Raw genomic sequence first — 17,289 nt, 5'->3', positions numbered from 1 at the left:
CGTGTCGGTTTCCTTCAGTCTTCCAGCCGGCGGCGGAACACCCAGCGGTCGTCGCTCGAGGCGGCCTTGTCGAAGGCATAGCCGTCCTCGGCGAAGCGACGCAGCCTGGCGGGCTCGGTGACGCGATGGGTCACCGCATAGCGCGCCATCGTGCCGCGCGCGCGTTTGGCATGGAACGAGATGATCTTGTAGCGGCCGCCCTTCCAGTCCTCGAACACGGGCGTGATCACGCGCGCGTTAAGCACCTTGGGGCGTACCACCTTGAAGTATTCCTCGGAAGCGAGGTTGATCAGCGTGGCCGGGCCCTCATGCCTGAGGTCCGACATGTCCTTGTTGAGCAGCCTGGTGACATCGTCGCCCCAGAACGCGTACAGGTCCTTGCCCGCGGCGTTGTCGAGGCGCGTCCCCATTTCCAGCCGGTACGGCTGCATCCAGTCCATCGGGCGCAGCACGCCGTACAGGCCGGACAGGATGCGCAGGTGCTTCTGCGCGAACGCGAGGTCGTCGGTGGTCAGGGTCTTCGCGTCGAGGCCGTCGTACACGTCGCCGTTGAACGCCAGCACGGCCTGCTTGCTGTTGGCCGCCGTGAAGTCGGGCGACCAGTCCGCATAGCGCGTGACATTGAGCACGGCGAGCTTGTCCGAGATGTCCATCAGCGCGGACACGTCCTGCGGCGCCAGACGGCGCAGCCGCTCGATCAGCGTGGCCGAACGGTCGATGAAGCGCGGCATCGTATGGGTCTTGACGGGCGCGGGCGTCTCGTAGTCCAGGGACTTGGCGGGAGACAGGACGATGAGCATGGCAAAATCGCGGGCAGAAACAAAGACCCCGATTGTAGCGAATGCCCACCGAACCCATCGCCGAATCCCTTCGAAGCGCTCCCCGCGTCGTCCTCGACTCCAATATCTGGGTCGATCTGCTCGTGTTCCGCGACCCCCACGTGGCGCCGATTCGCGCCGCGCTGGAGGCCGGGACGATCGCGCCGGTGATTCGCGCGGATTGCCGCGAGGAGCTGCGGCGCGTGCTCGAGTACCCGCAGTTCGCGCGCTTCGCGGTGGACAATGCGGCCGCGCTGGCCGAGGTCGACCGGTACGCGGCGCTCGAATCCACGCCCGACGAGGCCGAGATTGCCGCAGCGAAGCTGGCGCGCTGCCGCGACACCGACGATCAGAAGTTTGTCGAGCTCGCGCATTTTTCGCGGGCGGCGGTGCTGGTTTCCAAGGACAAGGCCGTGCTCAAGCTCAGGAGCCGCCTGCGCCGCTCGAGCGGGGTGGAGGTCCTCACCCCCGTCGCGTTTGGCGCGTGGCTCGCCGCATGGCAGGCCGCGGCAGCCGAACCCCGCTAAAATGTCGGGCACCTCGCTACCCTACCCACACGGTTCCATGGACTCTTCGCTCGCCCCGCTTACTCCCCCGCTGTCGCGCCTGCCGAAGGTCGGCACGACGATCTTTACCGTGATGTCCGCGCTGGCCGCCGAGAAGAACGCGGTCAACCTGGGTCAGGGCTTTCCCGATTTCGATTGCGATCCGCGCATCGTCGATGCGGTGACGGGCGCGATGCGCGCCGGGCATAACCAGTATCCGCCGATGGCGGGGGTGCCGAAGCTGCGCGAAACCATCGCCGGCAAGATCGCCACGCTCTATGGCCATACCTACGATGCCAACAGCGAAATCACGATCACGGCGGGCGCCACGCAGGCGCTGCTGACGTCGATCCTCTGCGCGGTGCATCCGGGCGACGAGGTGATCGTGCTCGAGCCCTGCTACGACAGCTACATTCCGGCGATCGAACTCGCGGGCGGCACGGTCGTGCCCGTTGCGCTGGAGGCGCCGCTGTTCCGGATTCCGTTCGACAAGCTCGCTGCCGCCATCACGCCGCGCACGCGCATGATCCTCATCAACACGCCGCACAATCCCACGGGGACGATCTGGCGCGAGGAGGACATGAACCAGCTGGCGGATCTGCTGGCAGGCACCGACATCCTGCTGCTCTCGGACGAGGTCTACGAGCATATGGTCTACGACGGCCAGCGGCATGAGTCCGTATCGCGGCATCCGGAACTGGCGCGCCGGAGCTTCGTGGTGTCGAGCTTTGGCAAGACCTATCACGTCACGGGCTGGAAGGTCGGCTATGTCGCCGCGCCGGCCGCGCTGACCGCCGAGTTCCGCAAGGTGCATCAGTTCAACGTGTTCACGGTGAACACGCCCGTGCAGCATGGGCTTGCCGACTACATGGCGGATCCGCGGCCCTATCTGGACCTTGCTGGTTTCTATCAGGCCAAGCGCGATTTCTTCCGCACGGGGCTGGCCACCACGCGCTTCAAGCTGCTGCCGTCGGATGGGACGTACTTCCAGTGCGTAGACTACTCGGCCATCTCCGATATGAGCGAGGCCGATTTCTCGATGTGGCTCACGCGGGAGATCGGCGTGGCGGCGATTCCGGTGTCGGCGTTCTATTCGCAGACGCGGGAGTCGGGGGTCGTGCGCTTCTGCTTTGCCAAGAAGGAAGAGACGCTGGCATTGGCGTTGGAACGGCTCGCACGTATTTAAGGGTCCGGCCCCTCTCCGCCGGCCCTCTCCCCCGGCCCGCGACGCGCTTATGCGTAGCGGGCCATCATCGCTTCCGCATTCGCCTTCCGATCCGCATTCACCTTCTGCACCGTGGGCCGCTCGCCCATCCGCTTCAGGTAATCCTTCACCGGCAAATCCGCCAGCATGTCCCGGCCATAGATGATCCTGGTCGCCGAGGACACCAGCGGCAGGTGGCATACGGCCGCGCAGTCGGCCAGCGTGAACGTGTCGCCCGCGATGTAGGGCGAGAACTTCGCCAGCGCCGCAAACCCCGGCACGTACCGCTCCAGCAGCTTGAGCTGCCGCGCCTTCACGTTGTCGCTCACCTTCCCTCCGAAAAACGCCTCCGGATACAACTCACGTACGGTGAGCTCCAGGTAAAGCTCCATGACCGTCACGAGCTCGCGGACCTTGCAGGCCTGATAGGGATCGGCGGGCAGCAGCGCGTGCTGCGGATACGTGGCTTCGATGTACTCGGCCAGGGTTTCCGATTCGCACAGCGGTCCGGCATCGGTCATCATGTAGGGCACCTTGCCGACCGGCGAGGCGGCGAGGTCCGTTTCGCCCATCCATGCCAGGTGTTCCTCGAACGGCAGGTTCTTTTCCAGCAGCACCAGCTTCACCTTGTTGTAATAGTTGCTGGCGGCGAATCCGCATAGCTTGAGCATGTCTCTGTCTCCTGGTGGTAATCGCTGCGCTCTATCTGGCGCAATGGCCGATCAGCGCACGCCGCGTCGCTATCTACGGGCGGGCGCCGAGTGCAAAAAACGTACGATCGTGCTAATTTAACCACACCTTTTTGGACGAATCATGAGCAACTTCTCGATCGAAACACTCGGTATCGTCGGCACCGGCGCCATGGGGCGTGGCATTGCCCAGATCGCGGCGCAGGCCGGGCTGACCGTCAACCTGTTCGACACGAATCCGCAGGCCGTTGCCGCGGCGCGTCAATACCTGCAGGACACGTTCGCCAAGCTTGCCGATAAAGGCAAAATCAGTGCCACCGACGCGGAGGCCTTTCTGGCGCGCGTGAAACCGTGCAACGCGCTGGAAGACCTGGCATCGTGCGACATGGTGCTCGAGGCCATCGTGGAGAAGCTCGACGTCAAGCGCGACCTCATCGCCAGGCTCGAGGCGATCGTGCGTCCGGAAGCGATCATCGCATCGAATACGTCGTCGCTGTCGATTACCGCGATTGCCGTCGGTGCGAAGCATCCCGGCCGCGTGGCGGGCTATCACTTCTTCAACCCCGTGCCGCTGATGAAAGTGGTCGAGGTCATCGACGGCCTGTCGGGCGACCCCGCCATCGGCGACGCGCTCATGGTGCTGTCGCGCCGCATGGGCCACACGCCCGTGCGTTGCAAGGACATGCCGGGCTTCATCGTGAACCATGCCGGCCGCGGCATGAACATCGAAGGCCTCAAGGTCGCGCAGGAAGGCGTGGCCTCGTTTGCCGAGATCGACAACATCATGCGCGAGCAGGCGGGCTTCCGCATGGGCCCGTTCGAGCTGATGGACCTGACCGGGCTCGACGTGTCGCACCCCGTGATGGAGTCGATCTACAACCAGTTCTACCAGGAGCCTCGCTACCGTCCGTCGCCGATCACGGCGCTGCGTTCGGTGGGCGGCCTGCTCGGCCGCAAGTCGGGCGGCGGTTTCTACGCGTACGCCGATGGCCAGAAGCAGGTGCCGGCCGCCGCGCCCGCGCCGGACGCGCGTCCCGCGAGCGTGTGGGTGAGCCGCGCGAACGAACGCGGCCACGCGATGACCGTCAAGCTGCTGACGGCGCTCGGCATCGCGCCGGAAGCCGGTAACGCGCCGTCCGCCGATGCGCTGATCGTGGTAACGCCGCTGGGTCTCGACGCCACGTCGGCCGCGCTGATGGAAGGCCTCGATGCCACGCGCACCGTCGCCATCGACACGCTGCTGCCGTTCGAGGCCACCAGACGCCGCACGCTGATGACCACGCCGGCCACTACCGCCGCCGCGCGCGACGCCGCGCATGGCCTGTTCGCCAGCGACGGCGTGCCCGTGACGGTCATCCGCGACTCCGCCGGTTTCGTGGCGCAGCGCATCGTAGGCACGATCGTCAACATCGCCAGCGACATCGCGCAGCAGCGCATCGCCACGCCGACCGATATCGACCTCGCCGTGAACCTTGGCCTCGGGTATCCCAAGGGCCCGCTGGCCCTCGGCGATGCGATCGGCCCCGACGTGATCGTCGAGGTGCTGCGCAACCTCGACCGGCTGACCGGCGACATGCGTTACCGCCCGAGCCCCTGGCTCTGGCGCCGCGCGGGCCTCGGCCTGTCGCTGCTGACCGAAGAAGCCTGATCGCGGGCGCCCCGACGAGACACGGGGCGCCTTTTTTGTTTTCGCCTTCCCGCTACAGTTACCGAGTCCAGAGGCTGCCATGACCGCCCAACTGCTTTCCGAACGCGTCGACGGGACGCTGATCCTCACCATCTCGAATCCCGAGGCCCGCAACGCGCTGCATCCGGACATCTATGCGGCGTCCCACGAGGCGCTCGACGTGGCCGCGCGTGACGAGGCAATTCGGGCCGTGATCTTCACCGGCGCCGACGGCGTGTTCTGCGCGGGCGGCAATCTGAACCGCCTGCTTGGCAATCGCGCCAAGCCTCCCTCGGTACAGGCGGAGAGCATCGAGACGCTGAATCACTGGATCGAGACGCTGCATGCGTTCCCCAAGCCCGTGATCGCCGCTGTCGAAGGTCCGGCTGCGGGTGCGGGCTTTTCGCTCGCCCTCGCCTGCGACTTCGTGGTGGCCGCGAGCGATGCGAAGTTCGTGATGGCATACGTCAAGGTGGGCCTGACGCCCGATGGCGGCGGCTCCTATGAACTCGCGCGCATGCTGCCGCGACAGCTCGCGAGCGAATTCATGATGGAGGGCAAACCCATCGACCCCGCCCGCCTTGCACAATTCGGTATCGTGAATCGCGTGGTGCCGCCGGGGCAGGCACTGGTCGAGGCGCAACGCCTCGCCGAAGGGCTTGCGAAGGAATCGCCGAACGCGATTCGCGGCATCAAGGCGCTGATCAATCATGCGGGCAGCGCGACGCTGACCGAACACCTGGCGGCGGAACGGGACAGCTTCGTTTCAGCCCTGCATCATGCGGATGCCGGCGAGGGCATCGGGGCGTTCCTGGAAAAGCGGAAGCCGACCTATCGCTAAGCCACCGAAACGGACCGCACACGATCAGGCTCAGGAAAAAACGATACCTACGGAGACACCATGAGCAGCAACGTTTCGCAATTCGAGGGCACGCGCCCCGTCGCCGATCAGCAGCGCTTCGATGTCGGCGCGCTCGAAGACTGGATGCGCACGCATGTGGAGGGTTTTGCGGGGCCGCTGACCGTCGAGCAGTTCAAGGGCGGGCAGTCGAATCCCACGTTCAAGCTCGTCACGCCGAAGCAGACTTACGTGATGCGGGCCAAGCCCGGTCCGCGCGAGAAGCTTTTGCCGTCGGCGCATGCCATCGAGCGCGAGTACCGCGTGATGGCCGCGCTGGCGGGCACCGATGTGCCCGTCGCGCGCATGTTCGCGCTGTGCGAAGACGAGTCGGTCATCGGCCGCGCGTTCTACATCATGGAGTTCGTGGCGGGGCGCGTGCTGTGGGATCAGTCGCTGCCCGACATGTCGCGCGGCGAACGTGCCGCGATCTACGACGAGATGAATCGCGTCATCGCGGCATTGCATTCGGTGGACTATCGCGCGATCGGACTGGCCGACTATGGCAAGCCCGGCAATTACTTCCAGCGGCAGATCGAGCGGTGGACCAAGCAGTACAAGCTTTCCGAGACCGAGTCGATTCCCGCGATGGACAACCTCATGGCGTGGTTGCCCGAGCATATCCCCGCCGATGCCGATGCGCTGACGAGCATCGTGCATGGCGACTATCGGCTCGACAATCTGATGTTCCATCCGACCGAGCCGCGGGTGCTGGCGGTGCTGGACTGGGAACTGTCCACGCTAGGGCATCCGATGGCGGACTTCGGATACCACTGCATGAGCTGGCATATCGCACCCGGGCAGTTCCGGGGGATTGCGGGGCTCGATCATGCGGGGCTCGGCATTCCGGACGAGGCGGCATACCGCAAGCTGTACGAACAGCGGACCGGTCGGCCCATCACCGGCGACTGGAATTTCTATCTCGCCTTCAGCATGTTCCGGATTGCCGGGATCTTGCAGGGGATCATGAAGCGCGTGGTCGATGGCACGGCCTCCTCAGCGCAGGCGACCGACGCGGGCAAGCGGGCGCGGCCGATGGCGGAGATGGGGTGGGTGTATGCGCAGAAGGCGGGGAAGTCGACCTGACGCCATCGTTCTTCGACACGTCATCAGACAACTGATCTGCACGCCAGGGCATCTCCGGATGCCCTTTTTCGCATCTCCCCTACGCGTTTATCCCTAATAGACCGCCCAAAAAAACCGGTCTACACTCGCGACCAATGTTGTACGACGACTATGGTCATACGACAACTGATGATAAGCGTTACCGGAGACCTATACATGAACGCACGCCGCCGCTTCCTCGGCCAGGCTTCGGGGCTCGCTGCCCTGGGCACGCTCGGCACCATTGCCCCCATGTCCGCCTGGGCCGAAGACAAATGGCCCAATCGTCCGATTCGCCTCGTCGTGCCCTACCCCGCCGGCGGCTCGTCCGACATCATCGCCCGACTGATCAGCAAGCAGCTCGGCGAAGCGCTGGGCCAGCCCATCGTGGTCGATAACCGCCCGGGCGCCAACGGCAATATCGGTGCCGCGATGGTCGCGCAGCAAGGCGCGGACAACCACACGCTGCTGCTCTGCGACGTGGGCGCGCTGGCCATCAGCCCCTCCGTCTATACCAAGCTGACCTTCAGCCCCGACAAGGACCTGAAGGGCGTGGCGATGCTCGCCTACTCGCCGCACCTGCTGGTCGTGCATCCGAGCGTGCCGGTGAACAACCTCAAGGAGCTGGTCGCGCTGTCGCACAAGCAGACGCTGAACTTCGCCGTGACCGCGATCGGCAGCGCGCCCCACCTCGCGGGCGTGGCGGTGCAGCAGGCCACCGGCGCGGCCTGGCAATACGTGCCCTACAAGGGCGGTGCGCAGGCGATTGCCGATACCGTCGGCGGCACCGCGCAGGTGCTGATGAACGGCATGCTGGCGACGCTGCCGCAGGTGCAGGCCGGCAAGCTGAAGCTGCTGGCCGTGTCCAAGAAGACCCGCATGCCGCTGGTCGGCCAGGTGCCGACGATCGCCGAGCAAGGCGTGGCGAATTTCGAATCGGGTACGTGGCAGGGCGTGATGGCGCCGAAGGGCATGCCCGACGCGATCGTCGCGCGCCTGAGCAGCGAACTCATCCGCATCATTCGCACGCCGGAGATTCGCGCGCAGCTCGCGGGCCAGGGCGCGGAAGTCGTCACGATGACGCCGGCCGAGACGAACAAGTGGTTCGTGACCGAAGAGAAGCGCTGGGCCGAGGTCGTGAAGTCGTCGGGCGTGAAGCTCGACGCGTGATGGAACTGACCGTCGTCTGACGGGCAGCCGATCCCGGATGCTATCGGGACGGCTGCGTTGTGTGAATGTGTGTTGGGGGGTCTCCCGAGGCGAGCGCCGCGCTGCGGCCCTCGCCTCTTTTTCTTGCCGCGCTCGCCGCCGCTCAGTCGGCGAGCGCCACGCCTTCGCGGCGCGGATCGGCGCCGCCGGCCCACACGGCCTTGCCATCGCGCGCCTTGCGCACAATGGCCTGCGTGCCACTGGTCATCTCGATCTCCGCCACCTGATGCCCGCGCTGGCGCAGCGCCTCGGCCAGCTGCGGCGTCGCGAGGCCCTTCTCGACTTCGGTCGGGCCATTGCGGCTGCCAAAGTTGGCCATGCCCACCGCGTTCTGCACGTCCATGTCCCAGTCGAGCAGGCCCACGAGCGTCTTCGACACGTACTCGATGATCTGCGAGCCGCCCGGCGACCCGAGCGTGGCCACGAGGCGGCCGCTGTCGCGATCGAACACGAGCGTCGGCGCCATCGACGAGCGCGGACGCTTGCCCGGTTGCACACGGTTCGCGATCGGCTTGCCGTTCTCGCTCGGCGTGAACGAAAAGTCGGTGAGCTGATTGTTGAGCATGAAGCCGCGCACCATGATGTGCGACCCGAAATACGACTCGATCGTCGTGGTCATCGAGATCGCGCCGCCGCGGTCATCCACGGCGACGATCTGCGACGTCGAGATACGCGGCGGCGACGGGTCCGGCGCGAACGCGACCTTCGTGCCGGCCGGCACGCCCGGCTGCGCCTTGCCCATGCTCTTGTCGCCGATCAGCGCGGCGCGCTCGGCCAGGTACGACGGGCTGACGAGGCCGGCCACGTCGACGGGCACGAAGTCGGCATCGGCCACATAGAGGCCACGGTCGGCATATGCGAGGCGATCGGCTTCCGAGATCGCATGCACGGCCAGCGGATCCGCTTCCATCAGCGCGGGTGTGCTGACCTGACGCGGCTTGAGGCTGGCGAGCGCATAGCGCGGGTCGCGTTTCTCGAGCGCCTCCAGCGTGCCGAGGATCTGCGCGATGGCGATGCCGCCCGAGGACGGCGGGGGCATGCCGCACACCTTCCACTGCTTGTAGTCCGTGCAGACCGGCTTGCGCTCGACGGCCTTGTATTCCATCAGGTCTTTCGCCGACAGGCTGCCCGGATTCGGATGGCCGTTGACCTTCGTGACGATCTCCTGCGCGATCGGGCCCGTGTACAGCGCATTGGGACCGCGGCGCGCGATCTGCCGCAGCGTCTGCGCGAGCTGCGGGTTCTTGATCATCGTGCCGACGGGTTTTGCCTTGCCCTGCGCATCGAGGAAGTACGCCGTCATCTCGGGCGAGCCGCCCATGAACTTGTCGGCGGCGACCTGCGTGTACAGGCGTGGCGACATCGGGAAGCCGCTCTCCGCGAGCCGGATCGCGGGCTGGAACAGCCGGGCCCATGGCAGGCGGCCATGCTGGCGGTGCGCCATTTCCAGCGCGCGCAGCACGCCGGGTGTGCCGACCGAGCGGCCGCCGATCTGGCCCTCGGAGAATTCCATCGGCTTGCCGTCGGGGCGCATGAAGAGATTCTCGGTGGCGCCCGCGGGCGCGGTCTCGCGGCCGTCGAAGGCCTGCACGCGCTTGCCGTCCCAGTACATGATGAACGCGCCGCCGCCGATGCCCGTGGCCTGCGGCTCGACGAGCGTCAGCACGGCCTGCATGGCCACCGCCGCGTCGATGGCGGACCCGCCCGCACGCAGGATCTCGCGGCCGGCTTCCGTGGCAAGCGGATTGGCTGCGGCGGCCATATGGCGCTGCCCATAGATCGTGGTCATCCCCGGGCGATAGCCCGAGGCGACCTCGGGGGCCGGGGGCAGCCCGGCGGTGGATGCCTGCGGCGCCGCCGTGGCCGGGGCGGCAGTCTGCGCGGCACCGCTGCCGTCCGCGGACTTGTCCGTCGTGCCGCAGGCGCTAAGCGCGGCGGCAACGGCTAGCGCAAGGGTCGCGCGCCAGAGGGTGTTATTCGTCTTCTTGCTCTCGTTTGCCGCGTCGGACATGCCGCTCTCCTTGGGGGGGAAGAATGAGGGGCATTGTAGCGACTTGGCGCACCGGTGGCGGGCTGGCTTCAATACGGATAACCGACCCTGCTGCCCCGCCGTCATCGCAGCCGAGTGGAGAGCATCGTGCAGCGCGCGCGGATCACAACGTAAGGAAATGTTTGGAAGCTGGTCCGGAGCAAAGCGAATCCCTACCATCGTGCGGTTTTGTTTTGCCGGGAATACATTGCCGATGCGCCATCGCTCTACACACACGCTTTTCGCCATGCCGCTCGCAGCGAGCGCGGCCGTATTGCTTGTCGCCTGTGGAGGCGGCGGGGATGAGGGCAGCGCCGCGCCGCAGGCGGCTGCGTTAACCGCTAGCCCGGGTGCTGGCACCGGCAGTGGCGCGCAGGCGTCGACGGCCTCGTCCGGTAACACGACCACCCCGGCGGCCGCCACGGCGCGCGCGTGCTACACCGTGGCGGGCAATGCCGCCGCGCCGGTGACGGGTGCGATCGGCGTGCTGCCCGCGCGCGGCACCAGCGTCAGCGGGTATCGCGTGCTGGACGACGCCCGCAGCGCGGGGCTCTGCTATGCAAACTATCGCCGCGAGCAGGTCGGTCTGCCGCCCCTGACCGCGCGCGATGCGCTGGGGAGCTCCGCGCAACATCACACCGCGTATATGCTCGCCAACCAGACGCTCACGCATGACGAGACGTCGGGGGCGCCGGGCTTTACCGGGGCGACGGCGAATGGGCGCATTCAGGCGGTGTATCCGACCAACGCCACCGCCGAGGTGGTGGCGACGGGAAATCGCTGGACTTCCGTTGCCGGGGCGAATCTGTCAATGACGCCGAAGGATGCGCTGGTGGTCGATCTGATCCATGCGCCCTTCCATCGCGCGGCGCTGCTCGGCAGCTACGGTTCGGCGGGCAGCGGCTTCGCCGAAAGCGTTGGCGCCGGCAGCACTGGCGGCACGTCGGCGAGCTACTACCAGACCATCGACCTTGCCGATGCCAGCAAGGGCGGCGCGGACAATCTGATGGTGGCGTATCCATACGATGGGCAGGCCGATGTCCCGCCCAGCTGGGTCAACAACGAGAGCCCGAATCCGGCGCCGGCGTATGCGGGCCAAACGATCGGCTATCCGGTCACGCTGCAGGCCATCGACACGTCGCTGACGTTCAACGCCGACACGTTCACCATCACCGATGCACAGGGGCGCAACGTGCCTTGCGAGAAGGTCGATGCACGTACCGCCGGCATGTCGAGCGCGGCGCGCGGACTTGCGATGTGCACGCCGACCGCGCCGCTGACCAGCGGGACGCGTTACAACGTCACGGTGACGGGAACGCTGGGCGGACAGGGCGTCAACCTGAACTGGTCGTTCACGACGCTGTAGGGTCGTCGGACGGCATGCCGCCCAGCGACTGCATCACCGCCAGCAACTGCTCCCGCAGCCAGCGGTTGGCGCCATCGTTCTCTCCCCCGCCGTGCCAGTACAGATGCAGCTCCAGCGCCGGGACGTTGAAGGGGAGCGACAGGATGCGGTTGGCATAAGGCTCGTTGGCGATGCGGGCATAGCGCAGGGGCAGCGTCGCCAGCAGGTCCGTGCAGCTGACCACGCGGCACGCGCCCGCGTAGTGCTGGCACCGTAGCCGCACGCGCCGCGTCAGGCCCATGCGGTGCAGCGCCTGATCCTCGAGCCCCGCGCCACGCCGGCGAGACGATACATGCAGGTGCTCCGCCGCCAGATAACGCTCGAGCGTCAGTTCCTTCTTCACCAGCGGATGGTCGCGTCGCGCAAGGACCACCATCGGGTCCGACATGTAGGCCGCATGGTGAATCGCCGGCGACACCGGCAGCAGGATGTCGATCGCCGCGTCGAGCGTGCCCGCCAACAGTTCCGACTCCATCTCCCGCCGGTCAAAGCGGATCACTGCGATGTCGACGTGCGGCGCCAGCGCCGTGACGCGCGCCATCAGCGGTGGCAGCAGCGTCGACTCCAGCGCATCGCGCATGCCGATCGTAAACCGCCGCACCGTCGCCGTCGGATCGAAATGCGGCGTGTCCTGCAGCGTCCGCGCGAAGGATTGCAGCGCCCCGCGTACCTCCCCCGCCAGCGACCGCGCCAACGGCGTCGGCGCCATCCCCTGCCCCCGACGCTCGAACAGCGGATCGTCGAAAAGCGTCCGCAAGCGCCCCAGCGCATGACTCACCGCCGGCTGCGTCAGGTTCAATTGCCGCGCGGCCGCGGTGATGCTGCCCTCGCTGTAGATGGCGTCGAACACCACGAAGAGATTGAGGTCGATCCGGGATAGCTGCATGCCGGCCATTCTGTCACGGAATGCAGGACATTGATACTGGCAAATCCAGTAAATTCATTTCTCTTATTACAAGGCTTCAGGTAGAGTGGCCCGATCCCTGATACCAGACGCGCTGAAAGCAGACGAGGAGACGCCATGGATTTCGACTATTCGCCGAAGGTCAAGCAGATGCAGGAGCGCCTGCTCGCCTTCTTCGACGCGCACATCTATTCGAACGAGAAGAAGTTCTACGCCGAGATCCAGGCGAATCGCGAAGCCGGCAACGCCTGGGTACCCACGCGCGTGGTCGAGGACCTGAAGCCGCTGGCCCGCGAAGCCGGCCTGTGGAACCTGTTCCTGCCGCGCTCGCCGCGCGCCCCGCAGGGTCTGTCGAATCTGGAATATGCCCCGCTGTGCGAGATCATGGGCCGCGCGCCGTGGTCCGCCGAAGTCTTCAACTGCTCCGCGCCGGACACCGGCAACATGGAGACGTTCGAGCGCTACGCGTCCGAAGAACTCAAGGACCAGTGGCTCGAACCGCTGCTGCGCGGCGAGATCCGTTCGGCGTTCCTGATGACGGAACCCGACGTCGCCTCGTCGGATGCCACCAACATCCGCTGCAGCATCACGCGCGACGGCGACCATTACGTCATCAACGGCACCAAGTGGTGGTCGTCGGGCGCGGGCGACCCCCGCTGCAAGGTCTACATCGTGATGGGCAAGACCAACCCCGACGCGCCGCGCCATGAACAGCAGTCGATGATCATCGTGCCGGCCGATACCCCTGGTATCACGATCAAGCGCTTCCTGCCCGTGTTCGGCTACGACGACGCCCCGCACGGCCACATGGAGATCGAGCTCAAGGACGTGCGCGTCCCCGCGGGCAACATGCTGCTAGGCGAAGGCCGCGGCTTCGAGATCGCGCAGGGCCGCCTCGGCCCGGGCCGCATCCACCACTGCATGCGCAGCATCGGCGTGGCCGAGCGCGCGCTTGAGTTGCTGTGCAAGCGCGCCCTGTCGCGCGTGGCCTTCGGCAAGGAAATCGCGCGCCAGGGCGTGACGCAGGAACGCATCGCGGAAGCGCGCTGCGACATCGAGATGGCTCGCCTGCTGACGTTGAAGGCCGCATACATGATGGACACGGTCGGCAACAAGGTCGCCAAGGCCGAAATCGCCATGATCAAGGTGGTGGCGCCGAACACCGCGCTGCGCGTGATCGACTGGGCGATGCAGGTGCATGGCGCGGCCGGCGTGTCGAACGACTTCCCGCTCGCGAACTGGTGGGCGCATCAGCGCACGCTGCGTTTCGCGGATGGTCCGGACGAGGTACATCGCAACGCGATCGCCAAGCTCGAACTCGCCAAGCACATGAACGTGAGCGCGAACGATATCGCCATGCCGGTGACGCGCGGCGGCTGACGACGCCGCTCAAGACCCCGTGCCTCACAGGCTTATTCCTTCCGTGCTCTAATCGGCGATCCCTTCCAACGACCGACCGAGGAGAGCACGGCATGATCGATGTCTATTCGTGGGCGACGCCCAACGGCCACAAGATCCACATCATGCTCGAGGAATGCGGCCTCGAGTACAAGGTGCATCCGATCAACATCGGCGCCGGCGATCAGTTCGGCGACGACTTCCTCAAGATCAGCCCCAACAACAAGATTCCCGCGATCGTCGATCCCGAGGGCCCGGACGGCAAGCCCATCTCGCTGTTCGAATCGGGCGCCATCCTGCTGTACCTCGCCAGCAAGACCGGCAAGTTCCTGCCCGAGGATGTGCGCGGCAAGTACGACGCCTTGCAATGGCTGATGTTCCAGATGGGCGGCGTGGGCCCCATGCTCGGCCAGGCGCACCACTTCCGTATCTACGCGCCCGAGAAAATCGAGTACGCGGTCAATCGCTACACCAACGAAGCGAAACGGCTCTATGGCGTGATCGACAAGCAGCTGTCGCAGCATCCGTGGCTTGCGGGCAACAGTTATTCGATCGCGGATATCGCCACGTTCCCGTGGCTGCGCAGCTGGAAGAATCAGGGCGTGGAACTCGAGGATTATCCCCATCTGCATCGATGGTTTGATACCATCGCCGCGCGGCCCGCCGTTCAACGCGGCGTGGAGGTGCTCGCCGCCCAGCGCCGCCCGCAGCACGACGACAAGGCTCGCGAGATGCTGTTTGGCGCGACGCAGTACCAGCGGAGATAAGCCCGCAACCAGCCGCAGACAGCCGCGCGGATGACGGCCCCGGACAGCGGAAGCGAGGGTGGATTGTCTGCGACAATCACCGACGATCGGCGACGATCGCGGCAGCGGGTGGGCCTGACACCGATAGAACGGGGACCTATAGGTTGTCGTGACGGTCAGGCCAAAACCCTTAGTCTCTGAGCGACTTAAAATCCACAATGGCTCATGACTGGCGATCCTCTCAAGCTATTCGGCCGACATCTCACGTGGTTGCGCAAGCAACGCGGCTGGTCGCAGGAAGCGCTGTCGCTGGAAAGCGGACTGGCGCGATCATATCTCAGCGGCATCGAACGCGGCACGCGGAATGTCGCGCTCTACAACATCTGCACGCTTGCCGACACGCTGGGCGTGCCGCCACCGGAGATGCTCGACTTCTCCAAGCACGCCGACGAAACGGACGCTGACGAACCGCGCTCGCCGTTCGATCCGGAGTCTTCGCCGGCCGTGCAGGCGACACTGCGCTACATGGCGACGCTCGACGATTCCGAGCAGGACGTCGTCGCGGCCGTCGCCCGCGCCCTTGCCAAGAAGAACGCGCGGCGTCCCGCGGAAGACAACTGAGATCGGATGGGCCCGCGGAGCGCGTCAGACGCCGAGCATGCCCTGGCGTTCGATGAACGCGATGACCTGATCCAGGCCCTGCCCCGATTTCACGCTGCCCATCACGAACGGCCGTTCGCCGCGCATCTTGCGCGTATCGCTTTCCATGATCTCCAGGTTCGCGCCGACGTACGGTGCGAGGTCGGTCTTGTTGACCACGAGCAGATCGGACTTCGTGATGCCCGGCCCGCCCTTGCGCGGAATCTTCTCGCCGCCGGCCACGTCGATCACATAGATCGTAAGATCCGATAGCTCCGGGCTGAATGTCGCCGCGAGGTTGTCGCCGCCCGACTCGATGAACACCACGTCGGCATCCGGAAACTTCGCCAGCATGCGATCGACGGCCTCGAGGTTGATCGATGCATCCTCGCGAATCGCGGTATGCGGGCAGCCGCCCGTCTCCACGCCCATGATGCGCTCGGCGGGCAACGCGCCCGAGATGGTCAGCAGGCGCTGGTCTTCCTTCGTATAAATATCGTTCGTGATCGCGACGAGGTCGTAGCGGTCGCGCATCGCCTTGCACAGCATCTCGAGCAGCGTGGTCTTGCCGGAGCCGACGGGGCCGCCGACACCGACGCGCAACGGCGGATTTTTCTTGGTACGGGTCATGATTGCGAGAATGACTCAGGACGGGTTCAGGATCGGAACAGCCGGGAGTACTGCGTCTCGTGTCGCGCGGACAGCAGGCCCAGCATCGGAGAAAACGTGGAGAGTTGCGGCGGCTCGGCGTCAGCGCGTTGCCACGCCTGCTCGACCATCTCGCGCACGGGTGTGTGCAACGCGCGCAGGATAAGCTGGCCGGCCACCTGGCCGAGCGGCACGGCCTTGATCGCCGCGGCCACCTGATTCTCCGCCCAGTTGAAGGCGTAGGCGGCGAGGCCGTCTCTCGCATCGATGTCCAGCGCCACGCAGGCGGCGGTGAAGGCGGTCGGCAGGCAGATCGGCGACATCTGCGTCAGCGCGTTGCGCATCGGTTCGTCGCCCCATGACATCTGGGCGATCAGGCGCGCGAGCGACCAGCCCATCTGCTCGGTCTCCAGCCGCAACTCCGCGGTCTCGCGCGTGGCGTGGAACCAGTCGTTCCACTCGCGCACGGCGGCGAGGTCGCCGACCCGCCACGCGCGGTACAGCAGCAGCCAGACCGGGGCCTCGCAGGCGGCCTGCACGTGGGTGAGGTTGTCCTGGATCCACCGCCCCGCGCTTGCGGCGTCATGCACGATGCCGCAGTCGATCGCGGCCTCCAGCCCTTGCGAATAGCTGAAGCCCCCGATCGGCAGCGCGGGCGATGCCAGATGCAGCAGGGAGACGAGTTGCGGCAGCGCGGTCATTCAGCGGCGATGCGAGTGGTCGTGACCGTGGCCGCAGCCCGGGCCGTGCTCGTGCTCATGGGCGTGGCCGTGGTCATGGTGGTGGTGCCCATGGCCGTGATCATGGTGGTGGTGCCCATGGTCGTGGTCATGCCCATGGTGCTCATGAAACACCGCCTGCGCGGCCGCATAGTCCTCGGCGAACGTGGCGTCATGCCCATGCTTGTGACCGCCGCCATACGCGCCCGCCTCGGGCTCGAACGGCAACTCGGCACGCGCGATCGTCACGCCGAGGCGCACCAGCATGTCCGCGAGCACGGGGTCGTACTCGAGCCGCAGATAGTCGCGCCCCACCTCGACAGGCGTATGCCGATTGCCCAGGTGATACGCCGCGCGCATCAGGCTCAGCTGGCCCTCCTCCGAGCCCTGACCCGTGCCACCGGCCGTCACCTGAAGCACCGACTCGCCGGCAGCCCGTACCTCCACGAACGCGCCATCCTCGGCCACCAGCAGATCGCCTCCCCGCAGCACCGTGCCTCGCGGCAGAAAGAGCGCGACCTCGTCGCCATTGTCGAGCACCGCACGGAGCCGGCTCTTGCTACGGTCGCCAAACGGCAGCACGAGCTTGGCCGCGCGTTTGACCAGCACAGGCGCGATGCCATGCGGCGCGGGCAGATGTTTGTCGATCTTCAGCACGATTCGAAACA

General features: G+C 66.2%; 17 protein-coding genes. 10 read left to right on the top strand and 7 right to left on the bottom strand.

The window, feature by feature from the left end; all coding sequences use genetic code 11:
• Positions 1–14 precede the first annotated feature (14 nt).
• Complete coding sequence (gene yaaA / locus KHP16_RS04365) at positions 15–800, bottom strand: peroxide stress protein YaaA (protein ID WP_109581616.1); 786 nt, start codon at positions 798–800, stop codon at positions 15–17.
• A gap of 41 nt (positions 801–841) precedes the next feature.
• Here yaaA and KHP16_RS04360 point away from each other — a divergent pair, with 41 nt between their 5' ends.
• A complete protein-coding gene (locus KHP16_RS04360) occupies positions 842–1,345 on the top strand; it encodes a putative toxin-antitoxin system toxin component, PIN family (RefSeq protein ID WP_115951997.1) in 504 nt (167 codons plus the stop codon).
• Between the two features lie 37 nt (positions 1,346–1,382).
• The gene (locus KHP16_RS04355; protein WP_109581618.1) at positions 1,383–2,549 is read left to right on the top strand and encodes a pyridoxal phosphate-dependent aminotransferase; all 1,167 of its coding nucleotides are present in this window, start codon (positions 1,383–1,385) and stop codon (positions 2,547–2,549) included.
• 47 nt (positions 2,550–2,596) lie between these two features.
• On the opposite strand, the gene KHP16_RS04350 is transcribed toward KHP16_RS04355, so the two are convergent.
• On the bottom strand, positions 2,597–3,238 hold the full coding sequence (locus KHP16_RS04350) for a glutathione S-transferase (RefSeq protein ID WP_211959638.1): 642 nt from the start codon (positions 3,236–3,238) through the stop codon (positions 2,597–2,599).
• A gap of 142 nt (positions 3,239–3,380) precedes the next feature.
• On the opposite strand from KHP16_RS04350, the gene KHP16_RS04345 reads away from it, so the two are divergent.
• The 4 genes from KHP16_RS04345 to KHP16_RS04330 all read left to right on the top strand — a co-directional run bounded on the left by KHP16_RS04345 (position 3,381) and on the right by KHP16_RS04330 (position 8,094).
• Positions 3,381–4,904 carry a 3-hydroxyacyl-CoA dehydrogenase gene (locus KHP16_RS04345; RefSeq protein WP_115951995.1) on the top strand — a complete coding sequence of 508 codons (1,524 nt, stop codon included), beginning with the start codon at positions 3,381–3,383 and terminating at the stop codon, positions 4,902–4,904.
• Between the two features lie 79 nt (positions 4,905–4,983).
• Positions 4,984–5,763 carry an oxepin-CoA hydrolase, alternative type gene (locus KHP16_RS04340; RefSeq protein WP_115951994.1) on the top strand — a complete coding sequence of 260 codons (780 nt, stop codon included), beginning with the start codon at positions 4,984–4,986 and terminating at the stop codon, positions 5,761–5,763.
• Positions 5,764–5,823: 60 nt separating this feature from the next.
• Complete coding sequence (locus KHP16_RS04335) at positions 5,824–6,906, top strand: phosphotransferase (RefSeq protein ID WP_109581622.1); 1,083 nt, start codon at positions 5,824–5,826, stop codon at positions 6,904–6,906.
• A gap of 195 nt (positions 6,907–7,101) precedes the next feature.
• Positions 7,102–8,094, top strand: a complete 993-nt coding sequence (locus KHP16_RS04330; RefSeq protein WP_109581623.1) for a Bug family tripartite tricarboxylate transporter substrate binding protein — start codon at positions 7,102–7,104, stop codon at positions 8,092–8,094.
• 142 nt (positions 8,095–8,236) lie between these two features.
• On the opposite strand, the gene ggt is transcribed toward KHP16_RS04330, so the two are convergent.
• Positions 8,237–10,144 carry a gamma-glutamyltransferase gene (ggt, locus tag KHP16_RS04325; protein WP_211959637.1) on the bottom strand — a complete coding sequence of 636 codons (1,908 nt, stop codon included), beginning with the start codon at positions 10,142–10,144 and terminating at the stop codon, positions 8,237–8,239.
• A 265-nt stretch (positions 10,145–10,409) separates the two neighbouring features.
• Between ggt and KHP16_RS04320 the strand changes: the two genes are divergently transcribed.
• On the top strand, positions 10,410–11,528 hold the full coding sequence (locus KHP16_RS04320) for a CAP domain-containing protein (RefSeq protein WP_244835631.1): 1,119 nt from the start codon (positions 10,410–10,412) through the stop codon (positions 11,526–11,528).
• On the opposite strand, the gene KHP16_RS04315 is transcribed toward KHP16_RS04320, so the two are convergent.
• Positions 11,515–12,453, bottom strand: coding sequence for a LysR family transcriptional regulator (locus KHP16_RS04315; RefSeq protein WP_211959636.1), 939 nt, complete (start codon positions 12,451–12,453; stop codon positions 11,515–11,517). The genes KHP16_RS04320 and KHP16_RS04315 overlap by 14 nt on opposite strands.
• A gap of 135 nt (positions 12,454–12,588) precedes the next feature.
• Here KHP16_RS04315 and KHP16_RS04310 point away from each other — a divergent pair, with 135 nt between their 5' ends.
• The 3 genes from KHP16_RS04310 (at position 12,589) to KHP16_RS04300 (ending at position 15,236) form a co-directional block, all read left to right on the top strand.
• Positions 12,589–13,851 (top strand): acyl-CoA dehydrogenase family protein, encoded by a 1,263-nt coding sequence (locus KHP16_RS04310; RefSeq protein ID WP_211959635.1) that lies wholly within the window; start codon positions 12,589–12,591, stop codon positions 13,849–13,851.
• 92 nt (positions 13,852–13,943) lie between these two features.
• Positions 13,944–14,636: a glutathione binding-like protein gene (locus KHP16_RS04305; RefSeq protein ID WP_109581627.1), complete on the top strand. Its 693-nt coding sequence runs from the start codon at positions 13,944–13,946 to the stop codon at positions 14,634–14,636.
• 204 nt (positions 14,637–14,840) lie between these two features.
• Positions 14,841–15,236 (top strand): helix-turn-helix domain-containing protein, encoded by a 396-nt coding sequence (locus tag KHP16_RS04300; RefSeq protein WP_109581628.1) that lies wholly within the window; start codon positions 14,841–14,843, stop codon positions 15,234–15,236.
• A gap of 24 nt (positions 15,237–15,260) precedes the next feature.
• On the opposite strand, the gene ureG is transcribed toward KHP16_RS04300, so the two are convergent.
• From ureG to ureE, 3 genes are read right to left on the bottom strand one after another with little or no spacing between them, the layout of a single operon-like run.
• Positions 15,261–15,884 (bottom strand): urease accessory protein UreG, encoded by a 624-nt coding sequence (gene ureG / locus KHP16_RS04295; RefSeq protein ID WP_109581629.1) that lies wholly within the window; start codon positions 15,882–15,884, stop codon positions 15,261–15,263.
• A gap of 26 nt (positions 15,885–15,910) precedes the next feature.
• Positions 15,911–16,603, bottom strand: a complete 693-nt coding sequence (locus KHP16_RS04290; RefSeq protein WP_115951991.1) for an urease accessory protein UreF — start codon at positions 16,601–16,603, stop codon at positions 15,911–15,913.
• A complete protein-coding gene (gene ureE, locus KHP16_RS04285) occupies positions 16,604–17,278 on the bottom strand; it encodes an urease accessory protein UreE (RefSeq protein ID WP_211959634.1) in 675 nt (224 codons plus the stop codon). It lies immediately after the preceding gene.
• Between the last annotated feature and the right edge of the window lie 11 nt (positions 17,279–17,289).

Origin of the sequence: Cupriavidus plantarum (assembly GCF_905397285.1) — a bacterium.
Taxonomy (GTDB): domain Bacteria; phylum Pseudomonadota; class Gammaproteobacteria; order Burkholderiales; family Burkholderiaceae; genus Cupriavidus; species Cupriavidus plantarum.
The sequence above is the reverse complement of the archived record's forward strand: the minus strand, read 5'-3'. Positions and strand labels throughout refer to the sequence as shown.

Bases quoted from the DNA above. Each gene is read 5' to 3' on its own strand.
- yaaA (WP_109581616.1), bottom strand. From the start codon at position 800: ATGCTCATCGTCCTGTCTCCCGCCAAGTCCCTGGACTACGAGACGCCC.
- KHP16_RS04340 (WP_115951994.1), top strand. From the start codon at position 4,984: ATGACCGCCCAACTGCTTTCCGAACGCGTCGACGGGACGCTGATCCTC.
- KHP16_RS04330 (WP_109581623.1), top strand. From the start codon at position 7,102: ATGAACGCACGCCGCCGCTTCCTCGGCCAGGCTTCGGGGCTCGCTGCC.
- KHP16_RS04290 (WP_115951991.1), bottom strand. From the start codon at position 16,603: ATGACCGCGCTGCCGCAACTCGTCTCCCTGCTGCATCTGGCATCGCCC.
- KHP16_RS04315 (WP_211959636.1), bottom strand. From the start codon at position 12,453: ATGCAGCTATCCCGGATCGACCTCAATCTCTTCGTGGTGTTCGACGCC.
- KHP16_RS04345 (WP_115951995.1), top strand. From the start codon at position 3,381: ATGAGCAACTTCTCGATCGAAACACTCGGTATCGTCGGCACCGGCGCC.
- KHP16_RS04300 (WP_109581628.1), top strand. From the start codon at position 14,841: ATGACTGGCGATCCTCTCAAGCTATTCGGCCGACATCTCACGTGGTTG.
- KHP16_RS04335 (WP_109581622.1), top strand. From the start codon at position 5,824: ATGAGCAGCAACGTTTCGCAATTCGAGGGCACGCGCCCCGTCGCCGAT.
- KHP16_RS04320 (WP_244835631.1), top strand. From the start codon at position 10,410: ATGCCGCTCGCAGCGAGCGCGGCCGTATTGCTTGTCGCCTGTGGAGGC.
- KHP16_RS04310 (WP_211959635.1), top strand. From the start codon at position 12,589: ATGGATTTCGACTATTCGCCGAAGGTCAAGCAGATGCAGGAGCGCCTG.
- KHP16_RS04350 (WP_211959638.1), bottom strand. From the start codon at position 3,238: ATGCTCAAGCTATGCGGATTCGCCGCCAGCAACTATTACAACAAGGTG.
- ggt (WP_211959637.1), bottom strand. From the start codon at position 10,144: ATGTCCGACGCGGCAAACGAGAGCAAGAAGACGAATAACACCCTCTGG.
- KHP16_RS04355 (WP_109581618.1), top strand. From the start codon at position 1,383: ATGGACTCTTCGCTCGCCCCGCTTACTCCCCCGCTGTCGCGCCTGCCG.
- KHP16_RS04305 (WP_109581627.1), top strand. From the start codon at position 13,944: ATGATCGATGTCTATTCGTGGGCGACGCCCAACGGCCACAAGATCCAC.
- KHP16_RS04360 (WP_115951997.1), top strand. From the start codon at position 842: ATGCCCACCGAACCCATCGCCGAATCCCTTCGAAGCGCTCCCCGCGTC.
- ureG (WP_109581629.1), bottom strand. From the start codon at position 15,884: ATGACCCGTACCAAGAAAAATCCGCCGTTGCGCGTCGGTGTCGGCGGC.